At 51.8% G+C, this 20,065-nt stretch carries 19 protein-coding genes; 14 read left to right on the plus strand and 5 right to left on the minus strand.

Translation table 11 applies throughout. From position 1 onward, the window contains the following. Positions 1 to 228: 228 nt before the first annotated feature. From CR46_RS0110280 to mmsB, 8 genes are all read left to right on the plus strand, one after another. The gene (locus tag CR46_RS0110280; RefSeq protein ID WP_030072544.1) at positions 229 to 1,017 is read left to right on the plus strand and encodes an ABC transporter ATP-binding protein; all 789 of its coding nucleotides are present in this window, start codon (positions 229 to 231) and stop codon (positions 1,015 to 1,017) included. Continuing rightward, complete coding sequence (locus CR46_RS0110285) at positions 1,014 to 1,763, plus strand: ABC transporter ATP-binding protein (RefSeq protein WP_030072546.1); 750 nt, start codon at positions 1,014 to 1,016, stop codon at positions 1,761 to 1,763. The genes CR46_RS0110280 and CR46_RS0110285 overlap by 4 nt, the downstream gene beginning before the upstream one ends. 151 nt (positions 1,764 to 1,914) lie before the next feature. Continuing rightward, the gene (locus CR46_RS0110290) at positions 1,915 to 3,138 is read left to right on the plus strand and encodes an ABC transporter substrate-binding protein (RefSeq protein ID WP_030072547.1); all 1,224 of its coding nucleotides are present in this window, start codon (positions 1,915 to 1,917) and stop codon (positions 3,136 to 3,138) included. A 229-nt stretch (positions 3,139 to 3,367) separates the two neighbouring features. Next, positions 3,368 to 4,255 carry a branched-chain amino acid ABC transporter permease gene (locus CR46_RS0110295; protein ID WP_009724569.1) on the plus strand — a complete coding sequence of 296 codons (888 nt, stop codon included), beginning with the start codon at positions 3,368 to 3,370 and terminating at the stop codon, positions 4,253 to 4,255. A 2-nt stretch (positions 4,256 to 4,257) separates the two neighbouring features. Next, the gene (locus CR46_RS0110300; protein ID WP_030072550.1) at positions 4,258 to 5,250 is read left to right on the plus strand and encodes a branched-chain amino acid ABC transporter permease; all 993 of its coding nucleotides are present in this window, start codon (positions 4,258 to 4,260) and stop codon (positions 5,248 to 5,250) included. A 246-nt stretch (positions 5,251 to 5,496) separates the two neighbouring features. Continuing rightward, positions 5,497 to 6,651 carry an acyl-CoA dehydrogenase family protein gene (locus tag CR46_RS0110305; protein ID WP_030072552.1) on the plus strand — a complete coding sequence of 385 codons (1,155 nt, stop codon included), beginning with the start codon at positions 5,497 to 5,499 and terminating at the stop codon, positions 6,649 to 6,651. Between the two features lie 20 nt (positions 6,652 to 6,671). Next, positions 6,672 to 7,787: an enoyl-CoA hydratase/isomerase family protein gene (locus tag CR46_RS0110310; protein ID WP_030072554.1), complete on the plus strand. Its 1,116-nt coding sequence runs from the start codon at positions 6,672 to 6,674 to the stop codon at positions 7,785 to 7,787. A 23-nt stretch (positions 7,788 to 7,810) separates the two neighbouring features. Beyond that, complete coding sequence (gene mmsB, locus CR46_RS0110315) at positions 7,811 to 8,719, plus strand: 3-hydroxyisobutyrate dehydrogenase (RefSeq protein ID WP_269556864.1); 909 nt, start codon at positions 7,811 to 7,813, stop codon at positions 8,717 to 8,719. 191 nt (positions 8,720 to 8,910) lie between these two features. On the opposite strand, the gene CR46_RS0110320 is transcribed toward mmsB, so the two are convergent. The 3 genes from CR46_RS0110320 to CR46_RS0110330 form a co-directional block, all read right to left on the minus strand. Next, on the minus strand, positions 8,911 to 9,831 hold the full coding sequence (locus CR46_RS0110320) for a ketopantoate reductase family protein (protein WP_030072558.1): 921 nt from the start codon (positions 9,829 to 9,831) through the stop codon (positions 8,911 to 8,913). 154 nt (positions 9,832 to 9,985) lie between these two features. After that, positions 9,986 to 10,795 carry a metal ABC transporter permease gene (locus CR46_RS0110325; RefSeq protein ID WP_030072561.1) on the minus strand — a complete coding sequence of 270 codons (810 nt, stop codon included), beginning with the start codon at positions 10,793 to 10,795 and terminating at the stop codon, positions 9,986 to 9,988. After that, the gene (locus CR46_RS0110330; RefSeq protein WP_051690159.1) at positions 10,785 to 11,576 is read right to left on the minus strand and encodes an ATP-binding cassette domain-containing protein; all 792 of its coding nucleotides are present in this window, start codon (positions 11,574 to 11,576) and stop codon (positions 10,785 to 10,787) included. The genes CR46_RS0110325 and CR46_RS0110330 overlap by 11 nt, the downstream gene beginning before the upstream one ends. Positions 11,577 to 11,741: 165 nt before the next feature. Here CR46_RS0110330 and CR46_RS0110335 point away from each other — a divergent pair, with 165 nt between their 5' ends. Continuing rightward, on the plus strand, positions 11,742 to 12,701 hold the full coding sequence (locus tag CR46_RS0110335) for a zinc ABC transporter substrate-binding protein (RefSeq protein WP_030072565.1): 960 nt from the start codon (positions 11,742 to 11,744) through the stop codon (positions 12,699 to 12,701). 91 nt (positions 12,702 to 12,792) lie between these two features. Here the strand turns inward: CR46_RS0110335 and CR46_RS0110340 are convergent, their stop codons facing one another. Then, positions 12,793 to 14,127: a TonB-dependent receptor gene (locus CR46_RS0110340; RefSeq protein WP_030072567.1), complete on the minus strand. Its 1,335-nt coding sequence runs from the start codon at positions 14,125 to 14,127 to the stop codon at positions 12,793 to 12,795. A gap of 641 nt (positions 14,128 to 14,768) precedes the next feature. Here CR46_RS0110340 and CR46_RS0110345 point away from each other — a divergent pair. Beyond that, positions 14,769 to 15,020: a hypothetical protein gene (locus CR46_RS0110345; RefSeq protein ID WP_030072569.1), complete on the plus strand. Its 252-nt coding sequence runs from the start codon at positions 14,769 to 14,771 to the stop codon at positions 15,018 to 15,020. A 68-nt stretch (positions 15,021 to 15,088) separates the two neighbouring features. After that, a complete protein-coding gene (locus tag CR46_RS0110350; RefSeq protein WP_030072571.1) occupies positions 15,089 to 15,991 on the plus strand; it encodes an extracellular catalytic domain type 1 short-chain-length polyhydroxyalkanoate depolymerase in 903 nt (300 codons plus the stop codon). Positions 15,992 to 16,109: 118 nt separating this feature from the next. Here CR46_RS0110350 and CR46_RS0110355 read toward each other — a convergent pair whose 3' ends face one another. Further along, positions 16,110 to 16,709, minus strand: a complete 600-nt coding sequence (locus CR46_RS0110355; protein WP_030072575.1) for a cysteine hydrolase family protein — start codon at positions 16,707 to 16,709, stop codon at positions 16,110 to 16,112. Positions 16,710 to 17,012: 303 nt separating this feature from the next. Here CR46_RS0110355 and CR46_RS0110360 point away from each other — a divergent pair, with 303 nt between their 5' ends. The 3 genes from CR46_RS0110360 to CR46_RS0110370 are packed head-to-tail and all read left to right on the plus strand — an operon-like array spanning position 17,013 to position 20,052. Beyond that, positions 17,013 to 17,420, plus strand: coding sequence for a DUF2784 domain-containing protein (locus CR46_RS0110360; protein ID WP_030072576.1), 408 nt, complete (start codon positions 17,013 to 17,015; stop codon positions 17,418 to 17,420). Positions 17,421 to 17,474: 54 nt separating this feature from the next. Then, positions 17,475 to 18,068 (plus strand): LemA family protein, encoded by a 594-nt coding sequence (locus CR46_RS0110365; protein WP_030072578.1) that lies wholly within the window; start codon positions 17,475 to 17,477, stop codon positions 18,066 to 18,068. Positions 18,069 to 18,093: 25 nt separating this feature from the next. Continuing rightward, entirely contained in the window at positions 18,094 to 20,052 is a 1,959-nt protein-coding gene (locus CR46_RS0110370; RefSeq protein WP_030072580.1) for a M48 family metallopeptidase, read from the plus strand. The last annotated feature ends 13 nt before the right edge of the window (positions 20,053 to 20,065 follow it).

Consider the following 20,065-nt stretch of genomic DNA (forward strand, 5'->3'; position numbering starts at 1 on the left):
TAATAATTTATATTGCAAAAATGAAGAAACGTTAAAGAAGCGTAGACCAAAGTTGTAATTGTAATACCCCTCAAGTGATTGCTAGTTTGCACCTACACCTTACGTTCAGGTAAGGGTGTGTTGCCGGCTAACGAGTTTCACAAGGTGAAGCGGTTGGTGAAACGTCAGCACCAAACACCCGGATGCAAGAACACCCGAACACAAGAACAAAAAGAGGCTTACCACTCCATGCGTGCAGACGATGTTCTTAGCGGGCCAGTGCTCGAAACAAGAGGGCTGACCAAAGAGTTCCGCGGTTTTACCGCCGTGGATAACGTTAATCTTCAAGTGCAGGAAGGGCATATTCACGCCCTGATTGGTCCCAATGGTGCCGGAAAGACCACCGTGTTTAACCTGCTCACCAAGTTCTTGCCGCCTACTCGTGGAGAGATCCTTTATCGCGGTAAGCCAATTACTAGCAAAAAATCTAATGAGATCGCACAGCTAGGTCTCGTCCGTTCGTTTCAAATTTCGGCAGTGTTTGCCCATATGACGGCGCTGGAAAACGTTCGGGTAGCGCTACAGCGCCAATTAGGCACATCGTTCCACTTCTGGAAATCCGAGAAGTCGCTGGATCACCTCAATGAGCGTGCGTTAGAGCTGCTTGACGAGGTTGGCCTGCGTGAATACGCCGATACGTTAACGGTAGAGATGCCCTATGGGCGAAAGCGCGCACTTGAAGTTGCTACTACGTTGGCGCTTGACCCTACGATGATGCTGTTGGATGAGCCGACTCAGGGTATGGGAGCAGAGGATGTTGACCGTATCGTTGCGCTGATTAAGCGTGTCTCGAAAGGGCGCACCGTCTTAATGGTGGAGCACAACTTGAGTGTGGTTAGCCGCCTTTGTGACCGTATTACGGTACTAGCCCGCGGCGCGGTGTTGGCCGAAGGTAACTATGAAGAGGTGTCCCGCAATCCATTAGTGCGTGAGGCTTATATGGGCAGTGAAGCTGCAGAAGAGGAGGCTGCCGTATGAATACCGCTGAAGCCTATGAAGCCAACGAATTAGCTGATTCCCAAACGCTAGAAATGCTGAGAGTGCAAGACCTACACGCTTTCTATGGTGAATCACACATTCTTCACGGCGTGAACTTTGATGTTAAGCGTGGAGAGTTGGTTACGCTGCTGGGACGCAACGGTGCGGGCCGCAGTACTACCTTGAAATCCATTATGAATATGGTGGGGCGTCGTACTGGCTCGATTGTGATTAATGGCAACGAAACGCTGAATATGAAGGCACACCATATTCCAAGGCTTGGCATTGGTTACTGCCCCGAAGAGCGCGGTATTTTTGCAAGCCTGGATGTGCACGAAAATTTATTGCTTCCGCCCACGGTTCGCTCTGGCGGAATGAGCCTAGATGAAATCTACGGCATGTTTCCTAACCTTTACGAGCGTCGCAAAAGCCAGGGGACGCGGCTTTCTGGTGGTGAGCAGCAGATGCTAGCAATGGCACGCATTCTGCGCACTGGTGCGAGGCTTTTACTACTTGATGAAATTACCGAAGGCTTAGCCCCCGTTATTGTGCAAAAACTTGGCGAAGTACTTATCCAGTTAAAAGAACGCGGTATGACCATTGTTCTGGTGGAGCAGAACTTCCGTTTTGCAGCGCCGCTGGCAGATCGACATTTTGTCATGGATCACGGTCAGATTGTCGAAGAGATTAGTGCGGCACAGCTTCCATCACGTCGAGATCATCTCAATACCATGCTAGGGGTATAACGCTAACCTGAATCAATAAAACGAGCTTTAACAATCCAGCTTTAACAATTCAGTTTTGACAACTCAGTTTTAACAACACTAAACGCTCTATAAGCACTTCATTGGTACGTCGTAACACAACAACAAAGGCCCCGAGGGCCAGGAGACGAACATGACCTTCATGAAAAAAACGCTGACCGCCAGTATCGCTGTTGCTGCCGCCTCTACGATGGCAATCTCTACCGCTCATGCTGAAATCAGCGATGGCGAAGTTCGCATTGGTTATTTGGCTGATATGTCAGGTACTTACCGTGACTTAGCTGGCCCAGGTGGTCAAACAGCCATGGAAATGGCGGTTGCTGATTTTGGCGGTAGCGTTAATGGTTCGCCTATCGTGATTTTTAGCGCTGACGATCGTAACAGTGCTGACGTCGGTGCTAACACGGTACGTGAGTGGATCGACCAGCGTAACGTTGACATGGTGGGTGGCCTGGTGGCGTCCTCGGTGTCTATCGCAGTGACTAAGGTACTCGAAGAAAACAACGGCCTGGGCATTGTGTCGGGTTCTGCAGCATCAAGCATTACCAATGAACACTGCACGCCCAACCACATCCACTGGGTATACGACACTTACCCACTAGCGAACGGCACTGCAAAAGCGGTTGTAGAGCAGGGCGGCGACAGCTGGTTCCTGTTAACCGCTGACTATGCGTTTGGTCATGCACTGGAAGCTGATGTGACCAATGTGGTTGAAGCCAATGGCGGTGAGATTGTTGGTGGTGTGCGTCATCCGTTCCCAACGAGCGATTTCTCCTCTTATATCCTTCAGGCTCAAGGGTCTGGTGCGAAGATTGTAGGCTTAGCGAACGCCGGTGCTGACACCGTCAATGCGATCACCACCGCTAGCCAATTTGGGCTCACTCAGAGTGGCCAGCAGTTAGCAGGTCTGTTGATTTTCCTGAACGACGTGCACGCGCTAGGTTTGGAATCCACCCAAGGTCTGTTGTTAACCACTGGCTGGTATTGGGACATGGATGAAGATTCTCGTGAGTGGTCAGAGCGCTACTTTGAAGAAGTTGGCCGTATGCCCACTATGGTTCAAGCGGGTATCTACTCAAGCACCATGCACTACCTGAAAGCCGTAGAAGCAGCGGGAACAGATGACCCTGAAGCTGTACGCGCCCAAATGGCTGATATGCCCATTGAAGACTTCTTTGCGCGTAACGGCTCCATTCGTGAAGATGGCCGCATGATTCACGACATGTATCTTGCCCAAGTGAAGACGCCGGAAGAGTCTACCGGTGAGTGGGATCTTTATGAAATCCTTAGCACCATTCCTGCCGATGAAGCCTACCGTCCGCTCTCTGATAGCCAGTGCAAGCTGGTTCAAAACTAAGAGCTTATGAAGCTAAGAGTTTATAAACATAAGCGTTTATAAACATACGATCTTAGAAACCAGGCGGTTAAATCGTCGAGTTGTTCAGGCACTGTCGGATAACTCGGCGATTCATGTAACCCGCTGGATATTATTGAAAAAGCGTTTTTGTAAGCGCTTCTAAAAATAAGCAACACGCAGGGATAGTAGCGAGCGTTACTGTCCGCTTGGCGGCGAGGAGAGTCATAAAATGACGATGATATTCGGCGTGCCATTGGCCGTTTTCATGGGCCAGCTAACGCTTGGGCTTGTGAATGGAGCCTTTTATGCACTGCTTAGTTTGGGCCTGGCGGTCATCTTCGGCCTACTGAAGATCGTCAACTTTGCCCATGGGGCGCAATACATGCTGGGAGCCTTCGCCGCACTGCTGGGCTTTCGCTATTTAGGTATCAACTATTGGCTGGCGCTATTTCTGGTGCCGCTAGTCGTCGGTGGTTTCGGCATGCTAATGGAGCGTTTTTTGCTACGACGCATTGCCCATTTAGACCATCTCTATGGGTTGCTGCTTACCTTTGGGTTGGCGCTAATTTTTGAAGGCACGCTGGTTAATTTCTTTGGTGTTTCTGGCGCGCGATACTCGACCCCAGAAGCACTTCAAGGCGGCCTAAACTTAGGCTTCATGTTCCTGCCTACCTACCGCGCTTGGGTGTTGGTAGCGGCATTGGCCATGTGTCTATTTACGTGGTTTATGATCGAGCGTACACGGTTGGGCGCTTATCTGCGGGCAGGAACTGAGAACTCCCAGCTGATGCAGGCGTTTGGGGTAAACGTACCGCTGTTGATTACCCTTACCTACGGGTTTGGCGTAGCGCTAGCCGCCTTTGCAGGCGTGTTGGCAGCACCGCTGTATCCTGTTTCACCTACGATGGGGTCAAGCCTGCTGATTGTGGTGTTTGCGGTGGTCGTCATCGGTGGTATGGGATCTATTCTGGGAGCGATACTCACCGGTCTGGGTATGGGCATCATCGAAGGCTTAACCAAAGTGTATTACCCCGAAGCCTCCAATACCGTGATCTTCCTGGTGATGATATTGGTGCTCATGTTACGCCCCGCTGGGCTGTTCGGTAAGGAGGCATAACCATGGCAGACTCTCAAGCACTCAATGCACCATCAGCCGTACAAGAACGACAGAAACGGGCCAGAATGCGTCGCAATATGTTCTATCTTGCGCTCTTGGCCGTTGGGTTAGTCGCTCCTTTTTTGGCTTACCCCGTCTTCCTGATGAAAATTCTTTGCTTCGCGCTCTTTGCCTGCGCCTTTAATCTGTTGTTGGGCTATGCGGGGTTGCTCTCGTTCGGTCACGCAGCATTTTTAGCCACTGGTGGTTATGTTACCGGCTACTTATTGGCAAGCTATCCAGGCTTAACGCCGGAAATGGGGATTATCGCGGGTACTTTAATGGCAACCCTTTTGGGGGGGCTGTTTGGGGTGCTTTCGATCCGACGTCAGGGCATTTACTTTGCCATGGTAACACTCGCCCTTGCTCAGCTAATGTTCTTCGTCTTTGTCCAGTCGTCGTTCACTGGTGGTGAAGATGGCTTGCACGGTGTGCCACGCGGTGACCTGTTTGGGATGATCAGCCTGAACAGTAACTTGGCGATGTATTACTTTGTGTTTGCGATATTTATATTTGGCTTCGCAGTGATTCAGCGTACCGTGCATTCGCCCTTTGGGCAGGTGCTCAAAGCGATTCGTGAAAATGAACCGCGCGCTATTTCACTGGGCTACAACGTAGATGCCTACAAGCTGCTAGCGTTTGTGCTTTCTGCGGCGTTGGCCGGGTTGGCGGGTTCTACTAAAACCGTTGTGTTTCAGCTGGCGTCGTTAACCGATGCGCATTGGCATATGTCAGGTGAAGTTATCTTAATGACGCTGCTGGGTGGGGTAGGCACATTGCTTGGCCCCCTTATGGGTGCAGGTATAGTTGTTAGTCTACAACACATCTTGGCACAGTCGCCGTTGGGTAACTGGGTGAGCGTCATTTTGGGTATTATCTTTGTTGTCTGCGTACTTAGCTTTCGCAGTGGCATTGTGGGGGAACTCGCTAAGATGTACCGCAAAAACTTTAAATAACCGGTTCTGTCCGTTGTTTGGGTGCCTCAGGGCACCCTTTTTTCTGCTCAAATCGCGGCTCTACGCCAAAGGTAGTGGGGTAAGCGGTTGCACCTGTTAGGGTAAGAATATAAGTTAACGTAAACGTCAACATCGCCATTAAAGACAATCGCCAATAACGTCAATGACTAACAAAGATAATAGCAAACGCTAAGCTACTCAGCCTGATCGCAGGCTGTCCAGCTAAGCATGCTGCGGAGATTCGCCATGAATTTTGAGTTAAGTGAAGACCAGGTTGCTTTTTCCGATATGGCCCGGGCATTCGCCCAGAATGAGTTAGAGCCCCACGCTGCGCAGTGGGACGCTGAATCCTTCTTTCCTGTGGATGTCATCCGCAAAGCCGGTGAATTAGGTTTTTGTTCACTGTATGCACCAGAGAGCGTTGGCGGGCTTGGTCTTTCCCGTTTGGATGCCAGCATTATTTTTGAGCAGCTTTCCATGGGCTGTACCTCAACCACTGCCTATCTCACTATTCATAACATGGTGACGTGGATGCTGGCCGACTTCGGCACGCCGGAAGCAGTGGAGCAGTGGGGCGAAAAGCTCGCCACAGGCGAGTTGCTGGGCTCTTACTGCTTAACTGAACCCAACTCAGGCTCGGATGCGGCCTCGCTTAAAACCACGGCCAAGCGTGATGGCGATGACTACGTACTCAACGGCAGCAAGATGTTTATCTCTGGCGCTGGTAGCACCGACTTTTTAGTGGTGATGGCCCGCACTGGGGGCGAAGGCCCCAGCGGTGTTTCTGCCTTCGCGGTTGATGCTAAAGCAAGCGGCATTAGTTACGGCCGTAAAGAAGACAAAATGGGTTGGAACAGCCAGCCAACCCGTATGATTACTTTTGAAGATGTACGCGTGCCTGCCAACCACCTGCTAGGTAACGAAGGCGACGGCTTCAAAATTGCTATGAAGGGTTTGGATGGCGGACGTATCAACATCGCCACCTGCTCAATCGGCACCGCCCAGCAGGCGATCAATAAAGCCAGTGACTATATGCTGGAGCGCAAGCAGTTTGGTAAGCGCCTGGCAGACTTCCAAGCGCTTCAGTTCCGTATGGCGGATATGGTTACTGAGCTTGTGGCGGCTCGTCAGTTAGTGCGTATGGCAGCCACAAAGCTGGATGCTGGCCACCCCGATGCGACTACCTATTGCGCCATGGCTAAGCGCTTTGCAACTGATGTCGGCTTCAAGGTGTGTGATGAGGCGCTTCAGCTCTATGGTGGCAACGGCTACATTAAGGAGTACCCGATGGAGCGCTATGTGCGTGACACCCGTGTACACCGTATTCTGGAAGGCACTAACGAAATCATGCGACTGATTATTTCTCGCCGCGTGCTATCTGATGGCGCTTCTGAGCTGTAGCCAACCACAAGGACAATGGAATGAGTAGCGTACTGTTTGCTGAACACGCCACCCAAGATGGCCATGTTATTGGCGAGATCACGCTTAACGCCGAGCGTTCGCTGAATGCCCTGACGTTAGAGATGATTGAAGAGATTCTGCCGCGTTTGAAAGCGTGGCAAACCGACGAGCGCGTTGTCGCTGTTCTGTTGGATAGCGCCGGTGAAAAAGCGTTTTGCGCAGGGGGCGACGTCGTCAATTTGTATAAAGCGATCAAAGGAGACGGAGAGCCAGATTTCCCTGAGCGCTTCTTTGAACACGAGTACCGCCTAGATTATCTGCTTCACACCTATCCCAAGCCGGTTATTTGCTGGGGCAGCGGTATTGTGATGGGCGGTGGTATGGGGCTGTTGAGCGGCAGCAGCCACCGAATTGTGACAGAAACGTCTCGACTGGCGATGCCAGAAGTGACCATTGGCCTATACCCAGACGTTGGCGCAAGCTGGTTTTTAAACCGCCTGCCGAATGGCACCGGACGCTTTCTAGCCATGACCGGTAGCCAAATTAACGCACCGGATGCCGTCCATCTTGGCCTTGCGGACCGCGCGATTGCTAGCCATTACCGCGCAGATCTGGCTCAAAAATTGATGGATGCCGCCTGGGGAGAAGGAGAGCAAACCGATGCTCATGGTGTGGTGAACAGTGTATTGCGCGAATTTGAACAAGCGTCTCAAGAGGTATTTGCCGAGCTGGAGTCGCCGGTTCACAAATCTGCAGCCTTGATTCGTGAGCTAATGGATCATGACACGGTTGAGCAAGTTGTAGATGCTGTGCTGGCGGTCAACAGCGACGACAAATGGTTCAGTAAAGCGCAGAAAACGCTTTCCCACGGTAGCCCCGTATCAGTGAAGCTAATTGATGAGCAGCTAAAACGCGCCAAGCACATGTCGTTGGCTGAGGTGTTTCAGTTTGAGCTGGCGCTTTCCGTGCAGTGTTGCCGTCATCAGGAATTCCCCGAAGGCGTGCGAGCGCTGTTAGTCGATAAAGATGGCCAGCCTGCCTGGAAATACCCAGATGTCGCGTCAGTAGAACAGACCTTTATTGAAGAGCTGCTGGCTTCGCCGTGGGAAAAGAGTCCTCTGGCGGATCTTCACTAATCCGTTTCCTAGTCAATTTTCGAATAAGGACAACAAAGATGACCACTGTCGCGTTTATCGGTTTAGGCAATATGGGCGGCCCCATGGCGGCCAACTTGGCGAAAGCGGGCTTTAACGTTCGCGCGTTCGACCTTTCTGAACAAGCGTTGGAAACAGCGAAATCTCAAGGCTGTGAAGTGGCGGCTTCTGCTCAGGCAGCGGCCACCGACGCAGATTTTATTATTTCTATGCTGCCCGCAGGCAAGCACGTACGTGGGCTGTATGTAGACGGTGACCAACCGCTGTTTGATGTCATTAAAAAGAGCGCTTTGGTGATTGACTGCTCGACCATTGATGCAGATACCGCCCGCAGCGTTGCTGCCGCTGGCGCTGAAAAAGGTGTTGGCTTTGTCGATGCGCCCGTGTCTGGTGGGGTAGGTGGAGCCCAGGCAGGCACCTTGACCTTTATTGTTGGCGGTAGCGCTGCACAATTTGAACAGGCCAAGCCCGTCCTTGAGGTGATGGGTAAGAATATCTTCCACGCTGGCGACCATGGCGCAGGGCAGGTGGCGAAAGTATGCAACAACATGCTGCTTTCCATCCTGATGGCGGGCACCTGCGAAGCGATCAATATGGGCGTTAAAAACGGCCTGGACCCTGCAGTATTGTCCGAAATTATGAAGCAAAGCTCTGGGGGGAACTGGGCGCTTAACGTTTACAACCCTTATCCCGGCGTGATGGAAAATGCCCCTGCCTCAAAAGGCTATCAAGGCGGCTTCCAGGTAGATCTGATGATTAAAGACCTGGGCCTCGCCATGGATGTTAGCCAACAAAGCGCCTCACCGGTGCCCATGGGGTCGGCGGCACGTTCGCTATTCACCCTGCATAAAGCAGGTGGCAACGGCAAACTCGACTTCTCCAGCCTGCTGACGTTCTATCAAGATAAGGCGTGAGGAGTAAGGAGTTGGCGTGAGGAGTGTGAAATAGTTGTGGTTTTGTAGGGCGTGGTAAGCGAAGCGCACCCGCAAAGCAGCGTGCAGTGCTGCCGGGATTGGTGGGTACGGCACACCCCTGGCAGCGCAGCGGGCAACTGAATAGTATGGGAGGGCGCTTTAGCGCGCGATGCTTCAGCCACTAAGTTTTCCTAAAACGCCGCCTCCAATTTAGCTAACTCACTATTAAGCTTCTTCAACTCCCTACACGCCAACCCATGCCGCTCGGCGCTTTCAATCAATGGTCCCAAAATTGCCCCGCGCTCGGTGGGGCGTTTAGCTTCAACGTCCTGCAGCATCGACGCCTTATTGTTAGCAGTGTTTTCTACGACCTGCCATACCAACGCCAACCACGCGTCTTCGCCTTTGCCACCAGCCGATGGTGCAATGCTTTCCTGCTCTAAAATCGCCGCGACCTCCGCTATCACCGCTTCTACACGAACCGCATACGCGTCACTGCGCAGTTCCCCATTACGCACCCCATTGAGCGCCACCAGTGGGTTAATCGCTGCATTCACCGCCAATTTTTGCCACAAGCGTTGGCGTATATCACTCACCGCTGTTGCGGCAAAATTTGCCTGGGTGAGTGCCTGCGTCATTACTTCCGCCAGTTCACCGTGTTGATTGTTCAGGTCGCCAATAAAGGTCGGCCCCCGCCCGGCGTGAACCACGCCATCACTGCCAGTTAAGTAAGCGCCTTGGGTTGTCGTTGCACACAGCACTGGCCCTGGCCACCTATCAGTCAGCCGTGGCTGCGCCAAAAAACCGTTCTGCCACAGCACCAGCGGGGTAGTGGGTGGAACCATATCTGCAATGCTGGCAAGCGCTGTCTCAGCGGCCATGGCTTTGGTGGTGATATGTACAAACTCAGGCGCGGGCAGTGGATAAGAGGCTAGCTCCGCAACCGTAACGCTGGCTAGCCGCTGAGTTCGCTCTTCACCCTCTGGTGTTGTTAGGCGTTGGTGTTCAGGCAGCGCACGTCGGCCAATCAATGTGGCGTCAGTGAAGGGGGAAAGCGAATGCGCCAACAGGCGACCAATGGCCCCAGGGCCAAGTATCCAATGGGAAGTCATCGTTGATTATTAGCCATCAGTAGCGGTGTTACCGCCAAGCTTACCGTGTTCAGCATAAGGAAATGAAGGCAACCGGCCAATCATCAGAAGAGAGTATCGCCGAAGGTTATCTTGGGACGCTGCCTAGCGCATACGTTAAAAACGCATGGTTTGGTCATTGCCGTGTGGAAAAAAAGTAATGCCAACTCCGCGAGGCCAGCGCACCAATCACGAAAAATAGGGTTGCCAGAGTGACGATGGTTGGCCCCGTCGGTGTGTCAAAGGTATAAGCAGTCCGCAGCCCACCAGTTGTAGCGGCCATGGCAATCATCGCAGCAATAATAGCCATTTGCTCTGGCGTGCGGCTGAAAGGCCGTGCCGTTGCAGCAGGGATAATCAGTAACGCAGCAATCAAAAGTGCGCCAACCACTTTAAGGGCGACGGCCACGACAATAGCCAGCGCCACGGTCAGCACTAACTGCTCGCGGCGTGGGTTGATGTGGCTGGCATAGGCTAATTCTTCGTTTAACGTGGCAGTTAATAGCGCTTGCCAGCGCCAAAACATAAGGCCGATCACTAGCAGGGCCCCAGACCAGATAATTAATAGATCGGTTTTGCCTACGGCAAGAATGTCACCAAACAGATAAGCATGCAGGTCAATGCGTACCCCTGAGACAAAAGAGACGGCCACCAAGCCTATGGCCAGGGCCGAATGCGCCATGACGCCCAGTAGTGTATCCATAGCATAGCCTTTGCCACTTAGCGTTGACACGCACAATGCCATGAGCAGAGCGACACTAATCACACCGGCAAAGAGGGAAATATTCCAAAGTAGCGCCAATGCTACTCCCAGAATGGCCGCATGGGCGGTGGCATCGCCAAAATAGGCCATCCGCCGCCAAACAACGAAACACCCCAGAGGGGCAGCGGCTAACCCTACACCTAACCCCGCCAGAGCGGCACGCCACATAAAATCATCCAGCATGGTGCAGCCTCTCCTCATCATGATGGCCCACGTGTTGATGACGATAAAAAGCCAGCGTGCTGGCAACCTGATCGCCGAAAAGAGCATGATAGTGAGGTGATGACGCTACCTGCTCAGGTTGGCCTTCACAGCAGATATGGCCATTTAGGCAGATCACGTGGTCAGCCGTGCGCATCACTACATGCAGATCGTGACTGACCATTAAGACGGCACATTGAGAGCGCTGACGAATTTGCTCAATGCGCTGATAAAATTCAGCAACGCCCCGATGATCCAGGCCCTGAGTAGCTTCATCGAGCAATAAAAGTGTTGGGCGTGAAAGTAGGGCGCGCGCCAATAGCACCCTTTGTAGCTGGCCGCCAGAAAGGTGATTCATAGCTGCATTCAGAAGATGTTCAGCGCCTGCCTGTTCCAGCGCTTCAGTAATATCACGGCTGGCATGTCGGTGGGGTAGATTAACAAAGCGGCGCACTGTCATCGGCAAGGTGTCATCAAGATGAAGCCGTTGGGGCACATAGCCAATTTTGAGAGCAGGAGAGCGGATGATTCGCCCTGCTGCCGGTTTTATGGCTCCCACTAGGGTTTTGACTAGAGTGGACTTTCCAGAACCGTTTGGGCCAATGAGGGTGACAATCCGGCCAGGTTGTAGCACCAAGTTGATATCTTTCAAGATAGGACGTTGGCCAAATTGAACAGAAAGTTGTTCGGTACTCAATAACGCTTGATCTGGAAGAGAGGTGCTAGAGCTAGGCGTGCTTGTTGACGATAAACGCGAAAACATAGCAAACTCCGAGTTGATTTATTGTTATGTTATAACATAATTTAATAGGCTAACAAGATCTAAATGGTGGCGCGTCGATAGAGCGTTGGTGACGACACTATCCGATGCTTTGTAGTGATCAGTTGCTGGACTGTTTAGTGTTTTCTATCCATAAAGGAGCCTGTTATGAAACAATCACTTACTAAAATTACGTTACCTTTGCTGGCGGGACTTCCATTAGTTGCAATCGCTGACGTGCCGCGTGTGGCGGTAGATATTCCACCGGTTTATTCACTGGTGAGCAAGGTGATGGGGGAGCTAGGGAAGCCAACGCTGTTTATGCAACAAGGGGCGTCTCCTCATGGGTATTCATTGCGCCCTTCAGAAGCACAAGCGTTAGATACGGCAGAGCTTGTGGTATGGGTCAGCACTGACTTGACCCCTTGGCTGTCAAATCCGCTGGCGTCGTTGGCTTCAGAGGCGGAGCATTTGGAGTTGATGGCGCTGGAAGAAACGCAGGTATTGAATTATCGCGACAGGTCGGTTGCCCTTACGGAAGCACACGACGACCATGACCATGACCATGACCATGACCATGACGACCACGATCATCATCATGACGGGTTAGACCCCCACGGCTGGCTTGATCCAGAAAATGCGCGTTTATGGCTAGATGCCATTGCTCGTCGTTTAAGCGTACTGGACCCAGAAAATGCTGAAATTTATCAGTCCAACGCAACCCAAGCCAAAGCGGGTCTGCTGGATTTGCAGATAGCGCTAGAAAACCAGCTAACAATGCAGCCAGCACCACGCTTCGTGGTTTTTCATGATGCCTACCAGTATTTTGAACAGCGTTTTGATGTGCCTTCGGAAGGTGCCATTTCGCTTGGAGATGCCTCAACGCCAAGTCCTGCGCGTATTGAAGCTATTCAACAACACGTGCTGAAAAATGATATTCAATGCGTGTTCAGTGAGCCTCAGTTCAACCCGGCGATGGTAGAAAATGTCTTCGGCGATACCCCGGCTGTCATGGGGGTGATTGATCCGCTGGGCGTCGAGTTGCCGCTTGGGCCAACACTTTATGACCAGTTGCTGCGTCAGCTGGCCGATGCACTTAAGGAGTGCAGTGCGCAGCAGCAACCCTAGTAATCTTTAATGTACCGCGGTAAAAACGTAGCAGGGCGGCACTTTAACGGTGCCGCCCTGTTTCTATCTCATCGTATAAAGAGAGTTAACGCTAGTGATCGTGACCAGCGTGGCCACCAAAGGTGGCGTTGAACTGCAGCATGCCCACCCAGCTCTCTTCTTCACCGGCGTAGTCTTCTTGGGTGACTTGGGCGCGTAGAAACATGTTGTCACGTAGATGCCAAGTTAGCTGGCCGCTGTGACGCCAAGAAACATCTTCTGACACGATGGCCGTAGGATGAGTGCCCATCACGCGATTGCTCATGCCTAGCGCTTCAGTGCGTAGACCTATTTCCCAGCGTGGCGCGATGCCATAGATGGTTTCCAGGTAAGCGCCATCCTGCTGCTCGGTATAGGCATCCCGGGAATGAAAGTGGTCGTGATGCTGAACGTGTTCGCGCAGATCACGCTCGGTATAAAAGTACTCGGCCCCTAGCTGCCAATCGCCCTGAACACCCGGCTGGCCGCCATCGCTCTGATAGCGGGCATCTAGTCCGGCAAACCAGTTGTCGCCTTCGGCGCTATGCGCATGGTGGCCGTGGTCATCAACGCGAACAAATTGGCGGTTATAACCTGCTGAAACACCCAGGTCGAGGGTTTGTCTTAGACCGATATCAGGCTGGAATTTGGCAAACAGTGTGCTGACGCGAGGGCCGCTTTTACGCGCTTCGTAGCCGCCTTCGCTGAACTGGCTAAAGCCTTCGCCTTCTCCCTGGAAAAGTTCGGTGCCAACTAAAACGCTAGCGGTAGGCGCCCAGCTAAGTTGCACACCAGTATCCAGCAAACCATGTTCGCCAAGAATATACTGATTAACTAGCGGACGTTCGACAAAGTCCCAGGCATGGGGGTGTCGGCTATTTATATAACCTACGTCAGAAAGAAACTTACCAGCTTTGAGTTTCAGGTTAGCAGGCAACTGCTGAGAGGTCAGATAAGCCTCCTCCAGGCTGATATCGTCCTCACTTAGGGAAATGACAGCGGTACCATTCAAGTAGTCGTTTCCTCCTTGCACTACTACTTCTGAATGACCCAGATTAAAACCATCTTCCAGGGCGTGGTCGTGGCCTTCATGGCTGTGATCATCATGCCCGTGCTCGGCGTCGTGTCCACTATGGCCAAAACCGGCAGGAGAGTGCTCCTCACCCGAAAAGCGGTTGTGGTAGATACCTTCCAGGGTTAGTGAAATGTTTAGGTTGAAGTTCTGTTTGTCGTGGCCGTTATTAGCATGTTCAGACGGATGAGTGTGGCTGCTGTGGTCATGGTGGCTATGCTCATGTGCTGAATGATTGTGGTTAGAATGGTCATGCTGATGGTCAGCGGCCCAGGTAGGTGTCGCCATCAGTACGGCAGCAGCAATCGGGGTGAGCATTAACAAACGGCGAGACATGGTGAAGCTCCTAGAGATGGGGTGTAGGGCAATAGCTAATAATACAAGCGGTTAATGTTATGTAATAACATTTCAATTAGCAATAGTTCTGCGTTAAGTGAACAAACTCTAAATGATGGATGAACAAACTCTGTTGCCTTCTTGGAGGAGTATTCAAATGTAGGGAGCTGGGGGCGTTAGTTTCACGATGAGATGATCTTTTGAAGGGTGCCTGACTAAACGTTATTAATCTGCCTGCCAGGGTTTAGCGCCGCCTCTAACATTTAATCCTGTTACGTTCGCCAGCGCACAGTGAATGCATATTTTAAGGTTCATCCTAACGGTGAGCGTGGCAAAGGAAGTGCCTAAACAAGGACGTTGCGCCATGCGCTGCAAGGGATGCAGCGCGCTTTACTTGTCGTATTTGAAACTTTGCTATTACCTTCCTTTTCTTCTTGCAGGCTGTCCTTGTTGTTAGGGGCGGTCGCTTTATAGTGATTTCAACACGCAATCTTTACCCTTGGCCGATCAGATGCCGTCATGATGGTTTAACAGCATTTACTACACATAGTGAGCCACCATGCCGGGCGTGCCTGAAGGGTATTTACGAGTAGAGGGTCGCAGAAGTCTGCATTAAGTCGATCCAATGTAAGGAACATGTTATGAAAATTATCTTTGCCCTAACGCTCGGAACGATAGCCATGCTCTTGGCAGTCACCGCTCAAGATTCACTTATTGCTCGACTCTTACTTGCCTCTGTGGGCCTTGCGCTCTATGCAGTGGCGCTGATTCCAGTGGCTGTTGGCAGCGAACAGAAGGCATCGAGGGCTCGCAAGCTGAACGTATCAATCGTTGGAGTGATGAGCGGTCTTCCCTACAGGAAGCAACTAGAATTCCTGAAGGAACCGTTCTGAATATGCTTTCCACTGCAAGCCGTATCTATAAGCAGTATGCGCCGTACTACGCTGGTCAAGGAGGCCTTATGCCGAGAACTTCAGGTAGCCAAGATCGACTAACTGATTTGAAAGAGTTTGGGTCGGACCCTGGGGCGTTGCAGGCGGATACCTATATTCCAAAGAACTTCTCTAAGAATGGGCCGCTTGTGGTTGTTCTTCATGGCAGCACCCAGTCAGCGGAAAGTTATGATCTCGGGTCAGGCTGGTCGGCGCTCGCGGATGAATGCGGGATAGCACTTTTATATCCTGGGCAAAGGAAAAGCAATAATCCGATTAGTAGCTTTAATTGGTTCAGTTCTGGCGACAGCCGCCGCGGTAAAGGCGAGCCACTGTCTATTCGTCATATGATTGAGCAGGTGGTGAAGGACCATGATATTGATCCTACGCGGGTCTTTATTACCGGGATGTCTTCAGGCGGGGCAATGACATCGGTCATGCTGGCGACTTATCCCGAAGTGTTTGCGGGCGGCGCGATTATCGCAGGGCTACCTTACCGCAGCGCTGATAACCTGATGGAAGCGGTTGTTCGTATGAAAGGATATGGTGGCCCTTCAGATAGCAAGCTCGACGCGCTGGTGCGCGGAGCCTCGACATATGAGGGTCCTTGGCCAACGATTTCGGTCTGGCATGGCGGTAGCGATTCGACTGTCGATCAGGCTAATGCTGACTCCATTGTTCGCCAATGGCAGCAAGTTCATAACGTTGAAGGATCGCCGACACGGGTGGAGCAGGTCGATGGTTTTCCCCGCCAGGTTTGGTGCAACACAGACGGAAAAGAAGTGATTGAAGAGTACATCATCGAAGGGATGGGTCACGGCACGCCAATTATGGCCGTTGGCGACGAAGGCCTTGGGGAAGAAGACAAATATATGTTGGAAGTCGGCATTTCTTCGACCCGTCACATAGCGCACTTTTGGGCGCTTACCTAGTGCATAACAGTAGCCATTAAGCCAAGTAAAGCAGTTCTGAGGATGATGCGCGACGAAGCGTAAACGTCTGAATAAACCCCACCTTGTCGCGCATCGCGCTAAACGATCTCTCCACTAATTAAACGGGCAAGTCGTCAACGGTATCGACTACGGCAGCATACAGGTCTCGTGTTGAGGCTAGTGCTCCCTCATGAACCGCTTGAGCTGATAATATCTTGCCTTGGTCAGCCTGTAGCGAGCGGGTAGCCGTCGCGCTAGCAACCACTGTGACTTCAAACCCAAGATTAAATGCCCCGTGGGCGGTGGAGTTGACACACATATGGGTCATGAAACCAGCTAGCACCAGTTTATTGCAGCCGCTCTTTTTCAACTGCGCTTCAAGTTCAGTCTGAACGAAGGCGTTGGGGAACGCTTTCGTAATCACCGGCTCGCCAGCGATTGGCTTCACTATATCCGCTATCTGCCCAATGGGCGCCTTGGTATCGTAAGGCGACCCTTCTCCACTATCATGCTGAATATGAATGATCGGAATGCCTGCGTCGCGCGCTTTTTCGAGGAGTTTTTTGGCCTCTACCAAGGCTTCTTCCACGCCTTCTAACTGCATGACACCTTCCCGGTAGGTGTTTTGGCAGTCGATAAGGATTAATGCAGACTCGGAAAGCTTGCTAGGGGAGAGTTCAAGCCCCGAAAGCTCACGTAGCGTGACAGATGTGCTCATTAATAACTCCTAAATACTATTGATTAATTATTGTTCAAAAAGCAAAGGCGTCATTGGGCTGCGCCAAGTATGTTGACCAGCGTGAATGACGCAGAACACAGCGTACATGAGTCGTTATTCAATATCGCTACTGATAGTTGATGAAAACAGAGGTTTCTGTCAATTCGCCAACCACTGTTTGAGAATGGTTTTGAAGATTGTTTTGAAAATGGTTTTGAAGATAGCTTTAAAGACAATGTTGGAGACAGCTGAGCGTGATACCAAATAGTTCATGAGCTGTCTAACTCTCAGGGGTGACTTGTCATGTCGCAACAGGCGCTGCTGTTATTTCTAGCAGACACCGTTTTGGTCATTCATGTGCTATTTGTGGCCTTTGTGGTACTTGGTCTCATTGCTGTCTACGCAGGCTATTTGCTTAACTGGGGTTGGGTGCGTAACCGGACTTTCCGTCTCATCCATCTTTGCGCTATCGGTTATGTAGTCGTGCAGGCGTGGCTTGGGATCGTTTGCCCACTTACCCGTTGGGAGATGGCACTGAGGGTAGAAGCGGGAGCCGCTACCTATGCAGGCTCCTTTATTCAACACTGGTTGAATAGCCTGCTTTATTTCACTGCACCAGAGTGGGTGTTTATACTAATTTATACGGCGTTTGGTAGCTTGGTATTCGCTAGCTGGTTGGTTGTGCGGCCTAACAAGCGTCCCCGTCAATAAGTTGTCACGGCCTGTTTTTTTAACTATCAATGTTTACTCTAGGGAAGGGGATATATGCTCACCACGATCATTATCTTAGTGGTAGTGGCGATTATCGTGTTTTATGTCGTCGCCATCTACAATCGGCTCGTTTCGCTACGAAACCGTTATCAAAATGCCTTTGCCCAGATTGAAGTACAGCTTAAGCGGCGGCATGACCTAATTCCTAACTTAGTAGAGACCGCCAAAGGCTATCTGAGCCATGAGCGGGAAACGCTGCAGTCAGTCATTGAGGCTCGCAACACGGCAGTGGCCGGACTTAAAGCGGCAGCGGCGAATCCAGGTAGCGCCAAAGCAATTGCTGATCTTGGCGGTGCTGAAGGTGCGCTAACTCAAGCGATGGGGCGGCTCAATGTCGTCATGGAAGCTTACCCAGACCTGAAAGCCTCGCAAAATATGATGCAGCTGTCAGAAGAGCTCACCAGCACGGAAAACAAGGTGGCTTTTGCGCGTCAGTCATTTAACGATGCGGTGATGCACTACAACACTTATCGGCAGAGCTTCCCCCCAGTGGCGGTGGCTGGCATGTTTGGGCATGGCCAAGATGCTTCGCTGTTAGAGTTTGAAGACAGCGCTCAGATCCAGGTGGCACCCAAAGTGTCGTTCTAAGCTATAGCGCAGGAGCCAGGATTACATGGATTTTTTCACTGCTCAGGAACACGCTCAGCGCAAAACCTGGCATCTGGTTATCTTGCTGGTACTGGCAGTGCTGGCGTTGGTGATCGTGACGACATTGGTCGTTGCCATCGCCTTGCATCTGATGAGTGGTGCAGAACAAACCAGCCTTTCGGCACAGGGAATGTGGTCCGCGCTCTCATTTCAGCTAGTTGCTGGTGTGGCTATTGGGGTGCTGGCTGTTGTGGTGCTCGGCGGTCTATTTAAACAACGTCAGCTAAGTGGTGGTGGTCGGGCAGTCGCTGAAGCGCTGGGTGGACGAGAGATTAATCTAACGACCCACGACGCCGATGAACGCCGCATTCTCAATGTGGTTGAAGAAATGGCCATTGCATCGGGCACGCCAGTGCCTTCCGTTTATGTCGTAGAAGAAGAGGGCATTAATGCTTTCGCCGCAGGCTTCCAAACCACCGATGTGGTGATTGGTATTACCCGTGGCACCATCCGCAATCTAACGCGGGAAGAGTTGCAAGGTGTCGTTGCGCATGAGTTTAGTCATATTCTGTACGGCGATATGCGGCTAAACATACGCTTGGTCAGCATCCTCCACGGTATTCTTCTGATTGGGCTATTGGGTGGCACTTTGCTACGTAGCATGCGCTATCGGCGTGCTGGCGGCAGTAAACGTAACAACTCAGCGGCGGTAATTTTGGGGCTGGGAGCGGCGCTAATGGTGGTCGGCTATGCAGGCACCTTTTTTGGCAATCTGATTAAGTCAGCGGTCAGTCGGCAGCGCGAATATTTGGCGGATGCTTCGGCAGTACAGTTCACTCGTAACCCCTATGGCATTGGTAATGCGCTGGTCAAGATCGGCTCGCATCGTCAGGGTTCCTACCTGAAAGCGCCTCAGGCAGCGGAATTCAGCCACCTGTTTTTCGGCCAGGGCATAAAACTGGGGTTGACTCGTATGATGGCGACCCATCCGCCACTTAAAAATCGTATTCAACGGGTAATGCCAGACTGGGATGGCCGCTTCGAGGTTCGCTGGCACTCGCAGCAAACTGATCATGACACCCCCGGCTCAGAAGATAGTGAAGATGGCAGTGAAGACCGCTCTGATGCGAAGCTAAGCAAAGGGACGATGACTGCTGTATTAACCGCAGCTTCTGCTCAAACGGCCATTAACGCCATCGGCCAGCCCACTCAACGCCATCTGGCGCAAGCCAGGGCAACGCTAGAGGCGCTGCCAGAACGAATCAAAACCGCAGCCCATGAACCTTATACTGCTCGTGCGTTAATCTATGCGCTGCTATTAAGTGATAAACCGTCAGTTCGTGAGCAGCAGCTAGAGGCATTACAACAAATTGCCTTGCCAGATGTTTATCGCGTGCTAATGGACATTGGGCCAGAAGTATTGAGGTTGGATATTGAGTTACGACTGCCGCTAGTTGAATTGGCATTACCAGCCTTAAAGTCACTTTCCGTTGAGCAGGCTCAACACTTTCGCCTCTGTATGGAGCGGTTGATCAACGCGGATGGCCACGTCAGTTTGTTTGAATGGACGCTGTATCAGCTGCTGCTGAACAATCTGGGCGAAAAGAACAGTGGACTCGCTCATCTTAAACTCAGCGATTTACAGCGAGAGTGCCAGCGCCTACTCAGTGTGCTAGCGGCAGCTGGCCAGGATAACCCTGACCAGGATAACCCTGAAGAGGTTAGCGCGGCGCTTAACGCAGCGGAAAGCGAGCTGCCGTTCGCCTTGTCTGCCACTAACGAAGTAAGTGATATGCGGGCGTTAAGTTTGGCCGTGGAGCGCTTACGGCGCTTAAAGCCGCTGCAAAAGCCCGTTCTTTTACAAGCCATGGCGCGCTGCATTGAGCATAGCGGGCATATTCGCCCAGCTGAAGCTGAGTTGTTCCGGGTAATGGCCGATATCCTCGACTGTCCGATGCCGCCACTGTTGTCAGATGAGCTGTAAAGTCGTGAGAGGG

It is taken from the genome of Vreelandella neptunia, assembly GCF_000712975.1.
GTDB classification, from domain to species: domain Bacteria; phylum Pseudomonadota; class Gammaproteobacteria; order Pseudomonadales; family Halomonadaceae; genus Vreelandella; species Vreelandella qaidamensis.